Origin of the sequence: Dysgonomonas sp. 521 (assembly GCF_010501055.1) — a bacterium.
Lineage (GTDB): Bacteria > Bacteroidota > Bacteroidia > Bacteroidales > Dysgonomonadaceae > Dysgonomonas.
In genome coordinates this window covers 1-19,337 of record NZ_QVMO01000053.1, presented here as the reverse complement: position 1 = coordinate 19,337, position 19,337 = coordinate 1, and the positions used below count along the sequence as shown (strand labels likewise).

General features: G+C 39.3%; 11 protein-coding genes. 1 reads left to right on the top strand and 10 read right to left on the bottom strand.

What is annotated here, in order from left to right:
• Positions 1-129: 129 nt before the first annotated feature.
• The 8 genes from D0T84_RS14620 to D0T84_RS14585 form a co-directional block, all read right to left on the bottom strand.
• Complete coding sequence (locus D0T84_RS14620; protein ID WP_370525510.1) at positions 130-2,385, bottom strand: GH92 family glycosyl hydrolase; 2,256 nt, start codon at positions 2,383-2,385, stop codon at positions 130-132.
• Positions 2,386-2,478: 93 nt separating this feature from the next.
• Positions 2,479-6,075: a glycoside hydrolase family 2 TIM barrel-domain containing protein gene (locus D0T84_RS14615; RefSeq protein ID WP_370525509.1), complete on the bottom strand. Its 3,597-nt coding sequence runs from the start codon at positions 6,073-6,075 to the stop codon at positions 2,479-2,481.
• 80 nt (positions 6,076-6,155) lie between these two features.
• Entirely contained in the window at positions 6,156-7,607 is a 1,452-nt protein-coding gene (locus D0T84_RS14610) for an alpha-L-fucosidase (RefSeq protein WP_163308600.1), read from the bottom strand.
• Between the two features lie 257 nt (positions 7,608-7,864).
• Positions 7,865-8,818 carry a discoidin domain-containing protein gene (locus D0T84_RS14605; RefSeq protein WP_163308599.1) on the bottom strand — a complete coding sequence of 318 codons (954 nt, stop codon included), beginning with the start codon at positions 8,816-8,818 and terminating at the stop codon, positions 7,865-7,867.
• Between the two features lie 18 nt (positions 8,819-8,836).
• Entirely contained in the window at positions 8,837-10,510 is a 1,674-nt protein-coding gene (locus tag D0T84_RS14600; RefSeq protein WP_163308598.1) for a RagB/SusD family nutrient uptake outer membrane protein, read from the bottom strand.
• A gap of 12 nt (positions 10,511-10,522) precedes the next feature.
• Positions 10,523-13,942: a TonB-dependent receptor gene (locus D0T84_RS14595; protein WP_163308597.1), complete on the bottom strand. Its 3,420-nt coding sequence runs from the start codon at positions 13,940-13,942 to the stop codon at positions 10,523-10,525.
• 314 nt (positions 13,943-14,256) lie between these two features.
• Positions 14,257-15,279, bottom strand: a complete 1,023-nt coding sequence (locus D0T84_RS14590) for a FecR domain-containing protein (protein WP_163308596.1) — start codon at positions 15,277-15,279, stop codon at positions 14,257-14,259.
• A 70-nt stretch (positions 15,280-15,349) separates the two neighbouring features.
• Positions 15,350-15,925 carry an RNA polymerase sigma-70 factor gene (locus tag D0T84_RS14585; RefSeq protein WP_163308595.1) on the bottom strand — a complete coding sequence of 192 codons (576 nt, stop codon included), beginning with the start codon at positions 15,923-15,925 and terminating at the stop codon, positions 15,350-15,352.
• Positions 15,926-16,117: 192 nt separating this feature from the next.
• On the opposite strand from D0T84_RS14585, the gene D0T84_RS14580 reads away from it, so the two are divergent.
• Positions 16,118-16,357, top strand: coding sequence for a hypothetical protein (locus D0T84_RS14580; protein ID WP_163308594.1), 240 nt, complete (start codon positions 16,118-16,120; stop codon positions 16,355-16,357).
• 491 nt (positions 16,358-16,848) lie between these two features.
• On the opposite strand, the gene D0T84_RS14575 is transcribed toward D0T84_RS14580, so the two are convergent.
• Entirely contained in the window at positions 16,849-17,958 is a 1,110-nt protein-coding gene (locus tag D0T84_RS14575; RefSeq protein ID WP_163308593.1) for an ABC transporter permease, read from the bottom strand.
• Between the two features lie 30 nt (positions 17,959-17,988).
• Positions 17,989-18,729 (bottom strand): ABC transporter ATP-binding protein, encoded by a 741-nt coding sequence (locus D0T84_RS14570; protein ID WP_163308592.1) that lies wholly within the window; start codon positions 18,727-18,729, stop codon positions 17,989-17,991.
• Between the last annotated feature and the right edge of the window lie 608 nt (positions 18,730-19,337).

Genomic DNA, 19,337 nt, shown 5'->3' with positions numbered 1-19,337 from the left:
TCATAGGCAAAGACGGTCAAATCCCCCAAAAGGCTAATACGTGGGACTTTATAATTCTCACAAAAAGTCCCACTTCTTATCTATCTTACTTACAATAACGAATATTGACGCAAAATCTGAAGTAAAACTTTACTTTATTGAGAAGGAATACGGCAAATCCACTTTATTAATACCCCTGCTATTATTAGGAGATGAAGACATCCTAAAATTTATTTTGCCACCATTCATTAACTCCTGATGGGTTATATAATTACGTGACGAAGATTTACCATCAATTGTCATAGCCTCTATATATCGATTATCGCCACTCACATCATCTGCACTGATAGTTATCTCTTTTCCGTTATTTAACTTTAAAGTGGCTTTCTTAAACAAAGGGGAGCCCAGAATATACTGATCGGTTCCCGGACATACAGGATAAAATCCAAGTGCAGAGAATACATACCAGGCCGAGGTCTGTCCGTTATCCTCATCTCCGCAGTATCCGTCAGGATTGGGAGTATATAGTCTATCCATCACTTCGCGTACCCAGTATTGAGCTTTCCATGGTTCTCCCGAATAATTGTAAAGATAGATCATGTGCTGTATGGGCTGGTTTCCATGTGCATAATTACCCATATTCATGATTTGCATTTCTCGTATCTCATGGATAACGCCTCCATAATAACTTTCATCGAAAAGAGGTGGTACATTAAAAACCGAGTCCATCATTTGATTGAAACATTCCTTACCCCCCATCAGGTCTATTAACCCTTGCGGATCGTGGAATACCGACCAGGTATAATGCCAGCTATTTCCCTCGGTAAAGGCATCTCCCCATCTCAGAGGATTGAATGGGGACTGAAATGTTCCGTCCTGATTTTTCCCTCTCATCAACTTATGTTCTTTATCGAATAGGTTCTTATAATTCATGGCGCGTTCTGCATATATCTTTATCTCTGCTTCAGGTTTTCCAAGCGCTTTGCCTAACTGATAGATACACCAGTCATCGTATGCGTATTCCAGAGTACGGGCTGCATTCTCATGAATATCCACATCGTATGGTACATATCCCAGTTTGTTATAGTACTCATAACCCAATCTGCCTGTCGATTTCATTTCGGGATGTACGGCACTTGTGCCATGTACAATGGCCTGCCAAAGTGTTTCTATATCGTACCCTCTCAGTCCTTTCAGATAAGCATCGGCAATAACCGAAGCCGAGTTATTACCCACCATACAATAGCGATGCCCCGGACTGGCCCATTCGGGAAGAAAACCACTCTCTTTGTAAGTATTTACAAGTCCTTCCTGCATTTTAGTATTCATCTCAGGATACATCAGGTTGAGGAATGGGAACAGACAGCGGAATGTATCCCAGAATCCTGTATCGGTAAACATATAGCCAGGCAAGACTTCCCCGTTATACGGACTGTAATGGACTGTTTCACCTTTGTCGTTAATCTCATAAAAACTACGGGGAAATAATACAGAGCGATAAAGGCAGGAATAGAATGTCCTTACGTTGTCGATATTATCATCTTCAACTACAATCTTACCTAATACCTCATTCCATTTATTCCTGCCCTGCTCTTTTAGTTGTTCGAAAGTATTATCTCCTAATTCTTTTAAATTTATTTCTGCCTGCCCATAGTTGATAAAAGAAGAAGCCACTTTAGCGTGCACTTTTTCTCCCTTTTTTGTTGAGAAACCGATAATGGCTCCGGCATGATTGTCTTTGCTTTCCAATTTCCCATCAGATATAGCTCCACTTGCTACAGAAGCTGTATAAGTAAATGGTTTGTCGAATGTTATTACAAAATAGTTCTTGAAGTTATCAGGAACGCCTTTGGTGTTTTTCGTAGTATAGCCGATAATCTTATTTTCATCAGGCAGAATCTTTACATACGACCCTTCATCAAAAGCATCTATTACGACATACGATTTGTCATTTTCGGGAAAGGTGAAGCGGAACATGGCAGCACGTTCGGTCGGAGTAATCTCCGTTACCACATCGTAATCGGCCAGGTATACCTTGTAATAATAGGGGTTGGCTGTTTCCGCCTTATGCGAAAACCAACTGGCTCTTTCATTCTGGTCGAAAATAGCTTTACCCGTCATCGGCATAATGGCGAACTGTCCGTAATCGTTCATCCACGGGCTGGGTTGATGAGTCTGTTTAAATCCGTTTATTTTATCTGCATTATATGAGTATATCCATCCATCACCCATTTTACCGGTTTGCGGTGTCCAGAAGTTCATACCCCAAGGCATGGCAATAGCCGGATAGGTATTGCCATTGGATAAGGTAAATTTGGATTGTGAACCCATCAATATATTTACATAGTCGACAGGACTTTTATCATTGTTTGTTATATTTCCTTCTTTGGACTGACATGACATCATCAACAGAAGAAAAAACACTAAATATATATTTTTCATTGAATTAATATTAAATATAGGGAAATAGCTATTTTCCTATTTCCCTATGGTTATCATCTATTGTATAGGCTCTATTCTGAAAGAGTAAGACAATGGAGTATTCTCCGGTATCATATATTCTTCCAAAGGCAGAGGCCCGCAACTGGCATTCCCCAGTCCTTGCTGAATACAGTCAAGACTCAGATAAGTTTGAGGCTTGCGGATATTATCAAGATTAAAATCGTGGCGAGCATCCCATAAATCCTTATCCGAAAAATGTAAAGCACTGAAATTCAATTTATCTTTCGATATAATTTTCATTCCGTTATTGTCTTTATCGGCAATCGATACCCACCTGATACCATCCCTGTTACCCATACTCTGAGCACGGACATAGTGTTCGCCTTCCATATCGGTAACCGTTGTACTATACAAGCCGACAGACACAGACGTTTTGCGATCCGAGTAGTTCTCATGAGGACCATTACCATACCATTGAACATACTCCATACCTTCGGTCAGAATCATTTCAAGGCCGAGACGCCTTATTATAGGCTCATTTACCGGTTTTTTGAAATTAGCCTCAACATCAATCACTCCATTTGAGTAAATTGTGTATTTCATCTGATAATCCATGTGTATAGGTCTTTCAGGTGAATGTATCACCACATCTTTGATAATAGTAAAGGTTATAAATTTCCTGCTATCATCCAGTTTGAATGTAAAACGTTTCTTGTCGAACGTGGTGCGATAAAAGGACTGATCGGTATATTTATCATTATTCACACTACGATACCAGTTTAATGAAGGACCGTTAAAACGATGTATCATTTCTTTCCCGTTGTATTTCAATGAGGTCATGGTTAGATTTCCCTCAGAGCTGATAATTGTACTGAAGTTCGTCCCTTTTACATGCACATTATTGCCATGAGCCTCATATATAATATCAGGTAATGCAGATGTGTCGATTGCAGGCACATCTATCCTTTCCGTCAAAGAAAATTGTTCCGAAGCAACTATATGCCCTTTTTCCGCCCAAGGAGTATCTTGTTTCTGGCTGAAACGTATATTGAGGAAATATTCATTCCGAGCATCCAGTTTTTGTTTGAAAGGAATTATTACTTCTTTCTTTTGATTGGGTGACAAATTTAAAGAGCTAACCGTTCCGGTCTCTACTTTTATCCCATTTTTCAACACTTCCCAACTTATATTAAATTGGTTAAGGTTGATGAAGTCATAACGGTTTTCTATTTCAATTTTCCCGCTTTTAGTATCAATAGCTCTGAATTTGATGTATTGGTAAACTTTCTTTGTCTCCAATAACTTTGCGGTCACCCTTCTGTCCGGAGTAGTCAGTCCGTTGCAGGCAAAGTCTCCGTCATTCGGCTTATCGCCAAAATCGCCACCATAATAGTATCTATCAACTGGTTTGCCATACATATTTATGCCCTGGTCTACCCAGTCCCAGATACAACCGCCTATCATCCGTTGCGACTTGTTCTCTATATAATCCCAATATACATCGAGGTTACCTACAGCATTACCCATAGCATGCGCATATTCGCACAGGAAATAAGGTTTATCCGAATCCCTCTGATCGAACTGTATCATACGCTCTACGGATGGATACATGTGCGAATCCATATCGGCAATTTCGTTCTTTCCTTCGTAATGTACAGGGCGGGTTGGATCAAGCTTCTTAGCCAGTTTATACATGGCTTCAAAGTTTGCTCCATTCCCGCCTTCGTTGCCTAACGACCAGAAGATAACAGACGGATGATTTTTGTCCCGTTGTATTACCCTGTCTATACGGTCTTCAAATGCAGGTATCCAGCTTGGCATATTGCTTATCGAATGGTTTCCGTGGTTTTCGAGGTCGGCTTCATCCATTACATATAAGCCATAATAATCGTACATGGCATACATTTTAGGGCTATTGGGGTAATGACTGGTACGCACCATATTTATATTGTGGCGTTTCATCAGGATGATGTCTTCTCTCATCGACTCATTCGGCACAGCTTTCCCATATTGAGGATGTATATCGTGGCGGTTGACTCCTTTGAAGAATACAGGCTCATTGTTGACATATACCCGTTTGTTTTTTACTTCAATTTTACGGAATCCCAATTTAGAAGACATGGCTTCTGTTTCCTTTCCATCACTGTCTGTCATAGATACAATGACTGTATACAGGTGCGGAGTTTCGGCCGACCAAAGCAAAGGCTTATCCACAACAGTTTCTAATGTATATTCTTTCTCGGCATTTCCCGAAAGGGCATCTATTGGCTGCGATAGTGTTTTCACTGTTTTGCCTTCAGGGGAAAGCAACGTGACATTCAATTTTGCGGATTGGGATAACTGATTGTTATAATTCTTTATATATGCCTTTATTTTGACGTTGGAAGAGCTGAAATCATCACCGTTAAATTCGGTATTCAGTGCAAAATCGCGCACATGTACTTTAGGCGTAGCATACAGATATACATCCCTGTGGATACCACTCAGGCGGAACATATCCTGATCTTCTATATAGCTGGCATCTGTCCAGCGGAAAACTTCTACGGCCAACGTATTTTTACCTGATTTTACATATTTGGTAATGTTAAATTCCGCATCATTGCTTGCCCCTTCGCTGTAACCTACTTTCTGACCGTTTACCCATACATTAAGGCAACTATATGCTCCATCGAAATGCAGGAATATTTCCTTTTCATCCCAATTGGCAGGAATAGTAAAATCGCGGCGGTATGAGCCTACAGGGTTTATTTCCGTTTCATTCGTAAATCCCCTCTGTGGTAAGATATAAGGAGGCTCATTTTTGAACGGATAAGTTATATTTGTATAGATAGGCGTTCCATATCCGTGCATTTCCCAGTTTGAAGGTACAGGAATCTCTTTCCACGATGATACGTCGTAATTTGATTTATAGAAATCGAGCGGACGTTCCGATGGTTGTTTCACCCAATTGAATTTCCAGTTGCCATTTAGTAATAAATAATACTCCGAAGAGGGTATTTCCCACGGTTTATCGAAGCTTTTATCAGCTTTCAGGCTTTCTGTAGTAGGAAAAGGATAGAAAGTTGCACGTCCTGGTTCTTTGTTTATTGCGAATATTGTCTCGTTTTCCCAAGGGTTCTCACTTACAGGTAAAGCTTTCCTTTCCGGTGCTTTGGTTGAAGTTGGTACCAGCTTCCATGTCTGGAACGCTCCGGGACGCTGGAATATTTTTGCTCCGGGTATTTCTTTTCCCTGATAAGCCAGTTCCATCCGGCTGTTGCGCTGTGCTATCACATAAGCTCCTGTTCCGGTAACAGTAAATTTCCATTGCTGGTTTGTATTTTCATGGATAACGTCCCATTGAGTCAATGCATTTCCGCTACCATCACTTACTCCGTCATTATCTATACTCTTATTAAAGAAAGGATTGGATATAGTATAATATCCGTTAGCTACAGGTGTCAATTTCCATAGTTGTCCTTCATCACCCGCTTTATCTTTTTCCAAAAAGAAACCGGCGTTATTCTGAGGACTTTGATGGTTGTCCAGTACCAAGCCCAAAGGACTTACTATTTTGTACAAAACCTCCGTATTAATTCCCTGAGGAAGAGCCTTTATACTGAACAGAAGGCTAACAAATACGATAATGGTTTTAATAGAAAAGATTCTCATCATACTCTGATTTTTTTCAATAGAATAGCGGGAATAGGCTAAAAAAAAGCCTATTCCTCTGCTCTGATTATTAAATTCCAATACTATTTACTTACTAAAGCAGACTGTTTATATACACCAAAAGTATGAATGGCCGGGCATGCCTTACCTTTTGTAATACGCAGTCTTACATATTTTGCAGTAACCGGAGAGAATCGCAGAATCCATTTGTGCCCGATGCTTTGCTTATTATTGGCTTCGGGGATAACTGTCCACTTTTTGCCATCATTAGAATAATCTACAGACCATCCGGTGGTACGATGACCCAGTGCTATCACTTCCTGAATCATTAAACAATCAAATGTCTTGGGCGAATTCAGTTCGAATACAATTTCGTCAGTTGTGGCATTATCGTTAGCTGCATAATAGGTATCCGGCGACTTATCTATCATATTGGCTGCCGCATACTCGCCTCCACGAGGATTCTTAGCTGTTACTTTTGCATCTTCCAGCAAATTGGTGTGAAATGTTTCATCAATCGCTTTACGCAAACCGACTACATTTGCAGAATCGATAGGATGAATAAGGCCTCTCCTATCGGGAGGAAGATTTAACAACAACACACTGTTGCGTCCTACCGACTTACAATAGATATCCCATAACTCCGCTACCGATTTCACCATAACATCTTCCTCGGAGTGATAAAACCAACTTGGACGTATTGAAACATCCGATTCGGCAGGGATATAGGCATCCCCGTTAAGTTGCCCTTCATTCAGATCTTTTATATGGGCATGCTCATCTCTGATAGATAGAGAGTCTATAGTTGACCAGCACGGGTCTCCGGCTATTCCCGATTCATTACCATTCCAACGAACATCTGCAAAACGATATGAATTCTTTGTCCCGAAAATAACACACTGAGGTTGAAGCCTGCGAACAATCTCCGCCCATTTTGTATAGATAGGAGTAGTCAGTTCGTCTGCTCCTGCCCCATCCCACCATGTTTCCCACATCGGGCCATAGTTAGATAAGAGTTCGGTCAGCTGATGAGCATAATAATCCCTGTAGTCTGTCGTATTATATAACGGAGACAGATGCTCGTGACGATCGTGAGGTCCGAGGTAGACACTGGCTCTTACGCCCAAACTATTGAATGCATCGGCAAATTCTTTGACCACATCGCCTTTACCCCCTTTCCACGGGCTATTCTTTACACAATAATCTGTATATGCGCTTGGCCAAAGGCAAAAACCATCCGCATGCTTAGCGGTCAGTATACCGTTAGGGATTCCAGCTGCTTTTAATGTACGGGCCCATTGCTTACAATCGAGTGCTGTGGGATTGAAAAGAGAAGTGGTAGTCCTGCCATCACCTTCGTTTACAAATTCTTCATAGGTATTCAGCCCGAAATGGAAAAAGGCTATTATTTCTTGGTTATACCAATCTATCTGCCTTTCATTTGGAGTTGGGCCTACAGGTTTAGGAGCCTGTGCCAGAGTATTTAACGAAACCAATAGAAAGAATAAGGCAAATAAGAATCTCTGTTTTTTCATCTTCAAAATTATTTTGTAATTGTTTAATACTGAGGATTGACTAGAATATCAGAAACTGTTTAAATTTTATTCGTTCAAATTTTTAGAGATGTTTTAGAGATGCTTTTTTCTTTCTTGAAACGATAATAGCGGGCTATTTGAGTTGAGAGAAAGGAAAAAACAGCCGAAAACAGACTAAAAATGAACGAAGAAAAAGGTATAATAAAATATTCGTATAAAATTTAAACAGTTACTCAATCCTCAGTTAAATTATTCAATCAGAATACATTTATTTCTGCCACATGTGTGGAAGCTCCACCATAGCCTGCAGTTATTGTCATTCTGAAATATCTGGCTTCTACTGCTTCGGGGAAGAACGAACGGAACTCAGTCGCTCCGGCTGCCGGTAAGCCTGTAAAGTTAGCCGCAACGTTCCAGGTAGTGCCATCTTTGCTTACTTCAATAGTACATTCTTTAGGCCATGCTCCACCAAAATCACGAGTTAAATAAGAAAAACCTTGTAGTTTTACTTCTTTACCCATATCTACTGTAATATGGTGAGGAGGCATTGGTTCACCACCCTGCCATTGTGTGTGCCAGAATGTTTGACCATCTCCATCAAAAGCATATTTCGCAGCACCATTGCTAGGCCCTTCGCCATTGAGTTCTTCAGACGACACATCAATCACCTGCCAGCCTGTCCGGCTAAGGAATACCATATCGCTGGCATCGATAGAGCCTGTCAGTAAAAAATAAATAGTTTGGTGAGAATTATCAGCATTGGCTCCTTCTACAGCTTTTATACTGATAGGAAGTATATATGTTTCTAATGCTTCAATTTTACCTTTAGCATTTATGGAAAGGGATATATTTTCCGAAACATACGAACCGGCATCAATAACGATTTCTGAAGGAAAAGAGTAACTGCCTTCCGGCATTAACTTATATGATGTACCTTCCTTTGAATTATAAACTTCTACCTTAGATGGATCGGTCTCTAAAGACACTTTTACATCATGGTTAATTCCGCTTGAAGCCGGTATCGGGTAAGGACTTACCATTGATACAGTGAACGTTTGTATGTAAGGATCATCTTTCATTACAAACTTTACATTTACCGGATTCCCTGCCTGGGTAATATATATGTCAGATCCTCCGTCGTCATCGCTGCATCCATGCAAGATGCAGATTCCCATTAAAACCGTAATTAAATATATTAGATTTTTTTTCATTATTTCTTCATTTTAAAGTTATTCCCAACCCGGGTTTTGACTCAGATTTGTGTTAATTGCAAGTTCTTCGATTGGTAATGGACGCAGGTATAATTTGTCATCCCATTTACGAGGTGCAACGTTTGGATATACAATTAATAACTGATCATCTGTCAGTTCGCGTGTAAATGATTCGTATTTATTTCTCAATTCGTCTGTAACACGCAAGCCATATACAGTTTTCATGTTTTCGATCAATTTCCCGGCTTTCCATCTAACAATATCGTTCCAACGGAAACCTTCACCGACCAATTCTACCGCACGTTCGCGGCGTATTTCATGAAGAAGAGGCGATAGCGTGTATCCATAATTTGGCCAGTTCGGATCAGTAAAGCCTACATTAACAGTCAGGTGAGGCATACCGATCCTATCCCGTAATTCGTTTATGCTCTCGTCCAACACATCCTGTGTACACTCTCCCAGTTCTGCTTTGGCTTCGGCATACGACAACAATACTTCGGCGTAACGGAATATGAAGACGTCCAATGTAGAAAGTGCGATATTCCATTGTGCAGGATCGGGTGAATGATACTTCATCACATAATATCCGGTGGTGCAGTATTGAGGGTCTATCTGGGGCAACTCCCGGTATTGCACTGTGCCGTCATTTAAGTTTTTGAAAGCAAGTTCAGGGTTATCTATTGTTTGTTTTAGCCGTGGGTCACGATTTGCCAATTCTTTTTCCGGCATATTATCTCCTTGATACAGAGGGCTGACACCGACAGGCAACCCATCGCTGCACAAATATGATTCAACCATTGCTTTACTCAAGCCCGTATAGCTTTCTTCCATCTGGCGGGTATTATTCTGCATTAACAACTCTGTTACATATATCCGGGGCATAATACATTCGCTGTTATTAGATAAATCTTCCTGAATGAAAAGATTATAATAGTCAGAATCTGGTTGTTCATTTTTCCAGATTGAATATACCCCTGTATCTATCAAAGACTTTGCCGTTTTTGCAGCTTCTTTATATAGTTCTTCATAATTACCTAAGCCATGGTATTTGCGAAATGATGCTTCGAAAAGACAAACGCGGGTTTTATAGGCCATAGCAGCATATTTATGCATTCTTCCGGCTTTTACTTCCTTAGATGTCGGCAAGTATTTGATCGCAAAATCAAGATCGGACAGGATAGAATCCATCACTAGTACTCTGGAGTCGCGGGCTTTATATAATTCAGGAGAATTTGTTTGCAGATCGGTACTATACCAAGGAACATCTCCAAATCTTTTCACTTTTTCGAAATATTCCCATGCCCGGAAAAATCGTACTGTGCCTACAATTCTGTTGATATTATCCGCATTTCCTGAAACACGGTGATATCTCATCATAAAATAGTTACAGGCACGGATATTTCCCCAATCGCCAGACGACCATCCTCCGCCCGAAGTAGGTATAACCTCTGTATTAAACAAATATGTATTAGGTGTGCTGTTTACATAACAATCCGACTGGTCATCAGCGCCAGGCCCTAATGCTCCCGGAAGGCTTGTGTAAAAACGATTTGCGTACAATTCGAGATCCTGTTCTGTTTTCCAAAATGTAGGGTCAGAAAGTGAATCTTCCGGTTTTAAATCCAGATTGTCCGAACATGATATAAACAAAGTGATTACGGACAATATAAGTAATTTAGATATTATTTTCATATTCAGATTATTTTAAAATGTTACGTTCAGCCCGAAGGATATAGATTTATTTAAAGGATATACACCTTTGTTCCTATCGATTTGGTCTCTATCTGTAAGTACTGTCTCAGGATCGAATACTTTCAGCATCTTAGTGAAGGTAAGCAGGTTTTGTCCTGTCACATAAAAACGAATATTATCTGCTCCTATCTTGGATAATATAGGTTTAGGCAGAGTATAGCCCAATGTTATGGATTTTAGCCTAAGATATGCTCCATTCTGCAAATAACGGGTTTGTACTTCCCTGTTTCCATTGACGTTTCCGTAGCTCGAACGTGGCCAATAGGCTCCTGTATTATCTTCTCTCCATGAATCGAGGCTATGCTTTAAAGGAACGTGCCATTCATTACCGAAGCCCCAGAATTGAGTACCTCCAGTCCAGACATCACGTTTGCCAATTCCCTGGAAAAATATATCAAAATCGAAATCATGCCATTTTACACCACCCTTTATGCCATAACTATAACGTGGCTGGTCATTCCCAATTCTTTTCTGGTCGCCCGGATCATCCAAGGTACCTTTTCCTTTAGTTATCTCTCCATCACCATCCAAATCTTTATATTTTACATCACCCGGATGCCATGTTCCTCCATATATCTTTGACTGATCGGCATGGGCATTGATTTCTTCTTGCGACTGGAATAGGCCTTCTGTTTCGAAGCCCCAGATCTCACCCCATTTTTTTCCTACATAGTGTGAGGAAAGTATTTTTTGCGGATTATTGAACTTTGTGATTTCGGTCTGGTAATCAGATAATATAAAATTTATGTCGTATGAAAGGTCTTTCGACGGACGGTCTCTCCAACCGACCGACAGTTCGAATCCGACGGTTTTGAGGTCGGCGGTATTTTCCTTAGGTACTCCTGTACCCAAAACAGCCGGAAGAGGTGTGCCGTTTGTCACCATATCGTATGTATTGCGGCGATACCAGTCGAACGATCCGTATAAGCGATTGTTCAATAAAACCCAATCCAAGCCAAAATCTATCTGACGCACCGATTCCCATGTCAGATAAGGGCTGACTAACCCTGCCGGATTTACACTTGTTATTTGTTTACCATCGATAATATAACCCATTTCTGAGTTTGTTCCCATTGTAGGGATGTAAGGATAGTCTCCTCCGACAGATTGGTTACCTAAAGAACCATATGAACCACGTACCTTAAGTTCATCAACTATACTTTTAGCTCCTTCAAAGAATTTCTCATTTGATATCCGCCATGCAGCAGAAACGGATGGAAAAAATACATAACGATCATCTTTGGGGAAGCGGGATGAACCATCATATCTGCCATTAAGTTCAAGAAGATAACGGTCTTCATAGTTGTAATTGATACGGGCAAAATAACCTAAAGTCGCATTAGAACGCTCACCGCTGCCATTGTATTTCTCCCCGACAGCTTGCCCTAATCCGGCTAAATCGTTGTTTATTAAGTTAAGGCGTTTGGCATTAAACCAGCGATAACTCTTCTTTTCGTAATCATAACCTACCAAAAACTTAAAACCATGTTTGCCGAATGACTTGTTATAATCGGCAAATGCCCGGAGAGTATGATAATAATTGTCATCCGAAGTATATTCAACCGAACTAGGGGTTGTATGAGGGAAAATTGTAGTAATATTCGGATTGGCGGTATGTTCTATAATATCTTTTCCATGATATTTCTTTGTTATGTCATATACATTAAAGGTATAATCAACATTTACGGTCATATCTTTGATTGGCGTCAATTTTATTCCTCCGGATAGCCAGACATCATTTTCTTTATGCCTGCGATTGCCCGATATTGCCTGTGTAGCTACCATATTAGTCCAGCTTCCTTGTCCGGAATAATTACCATCAGGATGATAAACGGGCATTAACGGACGTAAGTCTGCTCCATAAAAAGCATAATTCATCATCTCGCTGTCGCTGTAATTACTACTGGCATTGGCCCCGTAAGGAGAATCCCTGTATGCATGGTTATACATGGTTTTAAATCTTACCTGAATCCAGTTACGTATATCAGATGAAAGATTAAGGTTGAGATTAAAACGTTTGTATTTGTCGTCATAATGTTTCAGGGTACCTCCCTGATTCAGAAATCCGGCTGATCCATAATATGTGGTTTTATCAGATTTGCCACTTACCGACAATGTATACTGCTGTTGTAGTGTGCTTTTCTTGACAGTCTCGTCTAACCAATCGGTATTCCCGCAATAAAGGTATTTGTTAGGATTAGAAGGGTCTACAAAAACCGGTAAATTATGTTTCGGATCGGTATAATAAGCATATATATGATCCATGTAGTTTTTATCATAGTAATCTCCACCACCGGAATTACGATGTGTTTCATTCAAAAAATTAGCAAATTCCCAAGAATTCAGGTATTCGGGCCTGCGTGTCGGGCTATTGACAGCCATATTTGCTGAAAACGAAACTTTCGCAGGACCTTCTTTTCCCTTTTTCGTAGTAATAAGCACTACTCCATAGGCAGCTTGTGTTCCATAGATAGAAGCCGATGCTGCATCTTTGAGTATCGATACGCTTTCCACATCGGCAGGGTTGATCATATTCGGATCCATCTGTGCCCCGTCGACCAGTACCAACGGACCGCTGGAATTGATTGAGGTCGTACCGCGTATGTTAAAACCGGCGCCTGTACCGGGAGCACCGCTGCTCATCGAGATATTCAGGTTACCGATAAGCCCTTGTAGCCCCTGGCTCAGGTTTGAGATCGGGCGGCTTTCGAGTACATCGGCAGACACACTCGCAACAGAGCCTGTCAGATTCACTTTCTTTTGGGTTCCGTAACCGACTACTACAACTTCATCCAGTATTTTATTGTCTTCCAGAAGTGTAATATCAAAAGTCGTCCTATCCCCTACAGCTATTTCTTGAGTATGAAAACCAATGAATGAGATAACCAATATATTTTCGGGAGCAACATTAAGAGTAAAGTTACCATCAACGTCAGTCATAGTACCATTGGTCGTACCTTTAACTGATACACTTGCTCCGGTTATAGGTTCTTTATTCGTTTCCCTGACTATACCTGTAATTCTTTTGATGTTTTGTTGAAGAGCTTTTTGAGCGTCTAATGAAGAAACTGTTTTATTTGACAATATAATCTGTTTGCCTTCAACCTTGTAGTAAATATTTGTCGATCCGAACAAAGACTTTAATACAGATTCTATTGACTGGTTTTTCACATCGATATTTACTTTTCTGTCTACATCAACCAGTTTACTGTTGTACAGAAAATAAAATTCTGAGTTTTCCTCTATTGTATTCAAAACTTTTTCTACTGTGACATTCTTTAGATTTAAGGAGACCGAGGCTGTTTGTGAATAGATGTTGGTAGCCCCTGCATGGAATATTATTCCAAATAATAAAATTACTGCGATTCTCATGGAGATGGGGATTTTTGATAGCAGACTAAAATATAGCCTATTACCTTTTTTGTTTAGTAAATTCTTCATAATTTTACTTCGTCAAATTAATTGGGTTGTTAACGACTTAATTTTTTATTACCATTCGTCAGGTGAGATTTTCGGATTGGCAATATAGATTTGATAATTTACGGGAGGAATGCAGTTTGCATTTTTCCCGTATCTTTTTTAAATACTTTTTTCCATAGCAATGATTTTAAGGTTAGTAATTCATAGTATAAACTGCATTTATAGGATAGACGCATTCAGTTGAGAAATACCCTATATGTTTTTATTTATTTTTTAAGGCTTATCTTTACGATTCTTTTTGTGAAGCTGTAATCTCCGGATTGTTCCGGTTCTATTATCGAATATTTAATGGGTGCTGTTTTCTCGAGTAATTGCAGTATTTCATTTAAGGTTTCTGTTGTAAATGTTGCCGAATATTCATAATCATATAGTTCTTTTCCTTCGAGTCGGATATCTACGTTGAAGTGACGGGAAAGGCGCTGGACAACTTCGGTCATATTAGCCCTGCGAAATATCATCTTTCCGTCTTTCCATCCGGTCTTAACAGATACATTAGCCTCAGCCATTGTCATGTGTCTATTATCTTTGTCATAAACCAGATGTTGTCCCGGGGCTACATTTTTAGAACTGGTTTTGTCTGCTTTGGAAACCTCTATATTCCCTTCGATCAGAGTAACACCTATTGTTTTATCTTCTTTGTAAGAATTCACATTAAATTCCGTACCATATGCACTGACAATAAGTTCGTCAGAAACAATGACATCAAATCTATTCGATTTATCAGAGCTGACTTTGAAGTATGCTTCTCCTGTGAGTATGACGTTACGTTCTCCTTCTGTAAAAGTTTGGGGATAGCTCAGCGTTGAACCCGAATTCAGCCAGACTTCGGTACCATCAGAAAGTATCGTTTTGGTAACTGTACCGTATGCCGATGTAACATGCAACTGCTGTACGGGTTCATTATTTTTATTATCCAGTTCGATATATAAAAAAGTGGTAAGGAGCAATATCGGTAGTATAAGAATTGCAGCAGCCGAACGGCTATATTGTAAAAGTTTTATTTTAAGCTTATCTTTCTTTATTCTTCTCGAAATCCGGTACCAGTTAGCATCTGTATCTATATTGTCATGTAGCTTCAACTCCTCTGACATTCTCCATACAAAGGCAATGTCTTCAACTTCCTTTCTAAAGTCATCCGAATTTTCCAGTTGATATTCAAATTCTTTCAGGTCGTTTTCAGGCAACCTTTTCTCCAGATAAGCTATTATATGTTGGGTATCAATATCCACGGTTTCTTCTTTATTTTAACTACTAGACGCACAAGATAAAATATACCCTACAGAATAATACTTATTTTTTTTACCAGAGAAGAAGAATTATTAGAGGCAGGTAATCTTTTAGTTCGATCCTAAGCACTTTAAGTGCCTTTGTCATATGGGCTTCTACTGTTTTTACAGAGATGTTTTTTTCTTCTGCAATTTCTTTATATGTTTTTCCTTCAAACCTGTTCATCTCAAAAACCTCTCTTACATTCTCTGGTAGTTTAGAGAGTGCAGTGGTTAACATTTGCTCTAATTCTATATGAGAGTATAAATCATCAGAGGTGTATTCTGTTTTGTTCTTTATTTCTCTTTCTTGCCAGGTTCGGGCTGAGTCTTGTTTACGTAAAAAATCGACACAGGAATTTCTCACACTTGTAATCATAAAATTGCGGCTTGAGGTGTTTATTTCTATGGATTTCCTGTTCTTCCATATTTTAAAGAATGTATCTTGAACAATATCTTCACAGGTATCCCAATCCTCAACATATCTATGTGCAAAAACACATAAAGAAGAAAAGAACTCTAAGAATAAAGAACGAAAAGCTTCCTCATCATCTTTAAGTGCTATTCTCCAAAATAATTGATCGATTGCCGCAGTGTTTTTCAATCCCATAACTTAAAACTATGTATAGCTTATTTGAAACAAAAATATTCAAAAATATATGTAATAAAAGAAAATGAGCAAATTATTTTATGATATACCTCTAGTTCATAATTATTCGGTAATAATTTATTAGTTACTTTTTCATCTCTACTTTAGCAAAGTAAAGATATAGGTAAACTTTAAGCCAAAAGTGCTTAGTACATGACAAAAAAATATCCAATATGGAAAATATTGATAATTAACAAATTGTCCGAAAGACAAAATATATGCTGTCCTGTCTTTCAGACAGTAGTTTCTAAGCATTGCAATTTCCGCAGGCCGATGACTCAATGTCTTCAAGCTAAGGCTGAAAGCCTTTATTATTTCAGCCCAATGGCAAGCGAAGCGTCGCCTTGGGTAAACAGCACCTACCAGAAACTGCGCGCTGAAAGTGCAGGTTAAACTTAAAGAACAAGACCAATTCATTGACCTGCGCTTTCAGCGCGCACGCTCTGTATTTGGATATTCTGCCCCAAGGCGTTGCCTTGGGCTGAAATAAGACGGGCTTTCAGCCCTGATCTTTAGTTCCATAATCCTTAAGTTGATGACACTGGACCGATAACCTTCGGTTATGAATTGAATTGAATTGAAAATCAGCGGAGCTAAAATTGGCGGAGCCAAAATCAGGTTTTTCAAGCCTGGTTCAATGTTTTTTGTCATGTACTAAGCCAAAAGTGGTATTTCAGGAGACAATAAAAGACAAAGATAACTATTAAAGCACTGCTGAGGCAGCATAGTTATTTTGTAAGACACAAGAAAACATCTATTTAAGACACAGCCCGGTTGATACAAGGCGGACTTCATGTTTGATTATCTTATTCGTGAAATTTTCTAATAGTTACGAAGAGAGTAAGAGGTAAATGTAAAGAAAACGAATGTCAGATATAGTAAATTTAATTCCACTTGAACAGTTTCATCCCTACAGCAAAACAGATAATTCCGAGAGCCGATAATATACAAGTAGGATAAATGACTTCCATCCATCCGGCTCCTTCATTAAAAATACTTCGTATCCCATCGGTTAAAGCTGTCAAAGGAAGTAGCTTAATAACTCCGATACTCCATTCGGGAAAATTATGGTAACTAAAGAAAATACCTGACAACAACATCATAGGCATTTGTACAGCATTAATCAAGCCTGAGCCTACCTCCGTCTTTGTAGTACGCGATGCAACCAAAATAGCAATTCCTGTAAAAGCCAGATTACCGGCTAAAAATAGTACAATCAATGCGCCGATATTTCCCTGAATATGAATATCGAATATTAACCAGGCAAAAAACAGTAAAATAAGGGATTCGACGACATTCATAAGAATGCGGACAAACATCAATGCAAACAAAAAGTTCGTTTTTTTCATTGGTGTTGCAACCATCCGCCTCAACAATTTCTGAGATCTTCGTTCAATGATTGTATAACTAATGCCCCACATGATAGAACTCATCAGCCCAAAAGCAATCAGTCCCGGAATCAGAAAATCGATATAACGAACACCTTTCAATGTCAGTGGTTCTATATTCGTATTCTCTGTATTCATACTCGAAGCTGGCGATTTTACCAATGCCGCAAGCTTCATATATGCTAGTTGAGATTGAGAGTTGAGCGGATCAAAATGATAAACGGCTTTTCCTAACGAATCGGTAACGATCACATCTGCCTCTCCTCTTTTTAGGGATATGATTGCTGAATTCCAATCGCTTTGTGAAAACTGGAATATAGTATTACCCAGCGTTTTGTTATTTATTTTCCAATTTTGGGTATTCTCTCCTTTGCTCTGTACTTTTCTAGCATAAATATTGAGAAGCGAATCCAGCTCTGTCTTATTTTTCTCAACAAGAACAACATTAAATTTCGATTCTGCTTGTTGTGTAAAAGCCAATCCTAATCCGATGGAGATAAGTACCGGAAATACCATGCCCCAAAAAAGGACTTCCGGCTCACGAATCGTCAGAAGGAACTGGGTTTTGAAGAGTTGATATAATTGATTATTTTTGATTGATCCCATTATGAAATAATTGAAGTGTATCAGTATTTATTATAGTATTACGTTTCCATTCTCACGAAGAGCTTTTCCTGTGAGATTGATAAATAATTCGTCAAGATTACGGGAATTCTCGTCTAATAAATCTTCGAGTCTCCCTTCCTTTAATATTTTCCCTTCATCAATAATGATGATGCGGTCGCAAAGCGATTCTGCTTCTTCCATATAATGCGTTGTCAAAATAAGAGTGGTTTTTCCCTCATCTTTTAATTTTTTCAAAATATTCCAAAGGTCGAGACGTGAGTGTGGGTCAAGTCCGGTAGTAGGTTCATCCAGAAAAAGGATTTGTGGTGTATTTAACAATGCTACACCTAAAGCAAGACGTTGCCGTTGCCCTCCTGAGAGTGTACCCACCATCGATTTCCTTTTACTTTCCAGTCCGGTCAAATCGATGATTTCATCCACTCGTTTTTCACCAAGTCGGAAAAAACTGGCAAACAGGCATAAGGTTTCAAAGACTGTAAGCTTTTCGGAAAAACGTGTTTCTTGTAATGACAGGCCAATAATTGACCGAAGATCTTTTTCATGCTTTTGCCAACTTTTTCCTTGTAGCAGAATTTCCCCCGAATCCGGATGCTTTAATCCTTCCATCATTTCCACCGTTGTTGTTTTTCCGGCTCCGTTAGGGCCGAGTAAAGCCACAAATTCCCCGGGATGTATCGCAAAAGAGATACCTCTTACGGCATGTACATCTTTGAATGACTTATATATGTCTTTTACTTCTATCTGATACATAATGTATTTAGTAATAAAATTTAAACAGGCTCTTATTTTCAGGTCGTAAAAGTAATAACGAATTTCATTACTACAAAGTTTTGGCGATTGCCCTCTTTCAGGATATAAAGTTTTTTTATCATCGTATCCTACACATGTAGTAAATATTACATCTTGAAAGGTTTAGCGCATATCTTTTCGCTAAACATAAAATATATTGTCCTGAAAACAATAAGGGACTGCCATAAGACAGCCCCTTTGATTCACTCTAAATACTATTACCTAAAGAAAAATAATTTATTTTTAAATAATGTCAATCAGTAGTTGATAAGTTAAATGTTCAATTTCATTAGTCGTTTTACATACGCTTCGCTCCTGTGAACGTTGTTTGTCGTGACTCGGCATAACATGATTTTCTAATTCAGTTCTGCCCTCGCTACTTAAAACGTTCTTTTATTTTTTACACAAAGGCTATCCTAGGCTAAATACTTTAGTCGTAGCTCCCTGCTGCCGCGCCCTCCCGGGCTTGTCCTTCCTTTTGGCATTGCCCAAAAGGAAGCAAAAGGCTAGTGCTTTGTCCCTCGGCGACCCACCAACGGCTTGCCGGCTAAACGGGACGAAACTCGCCT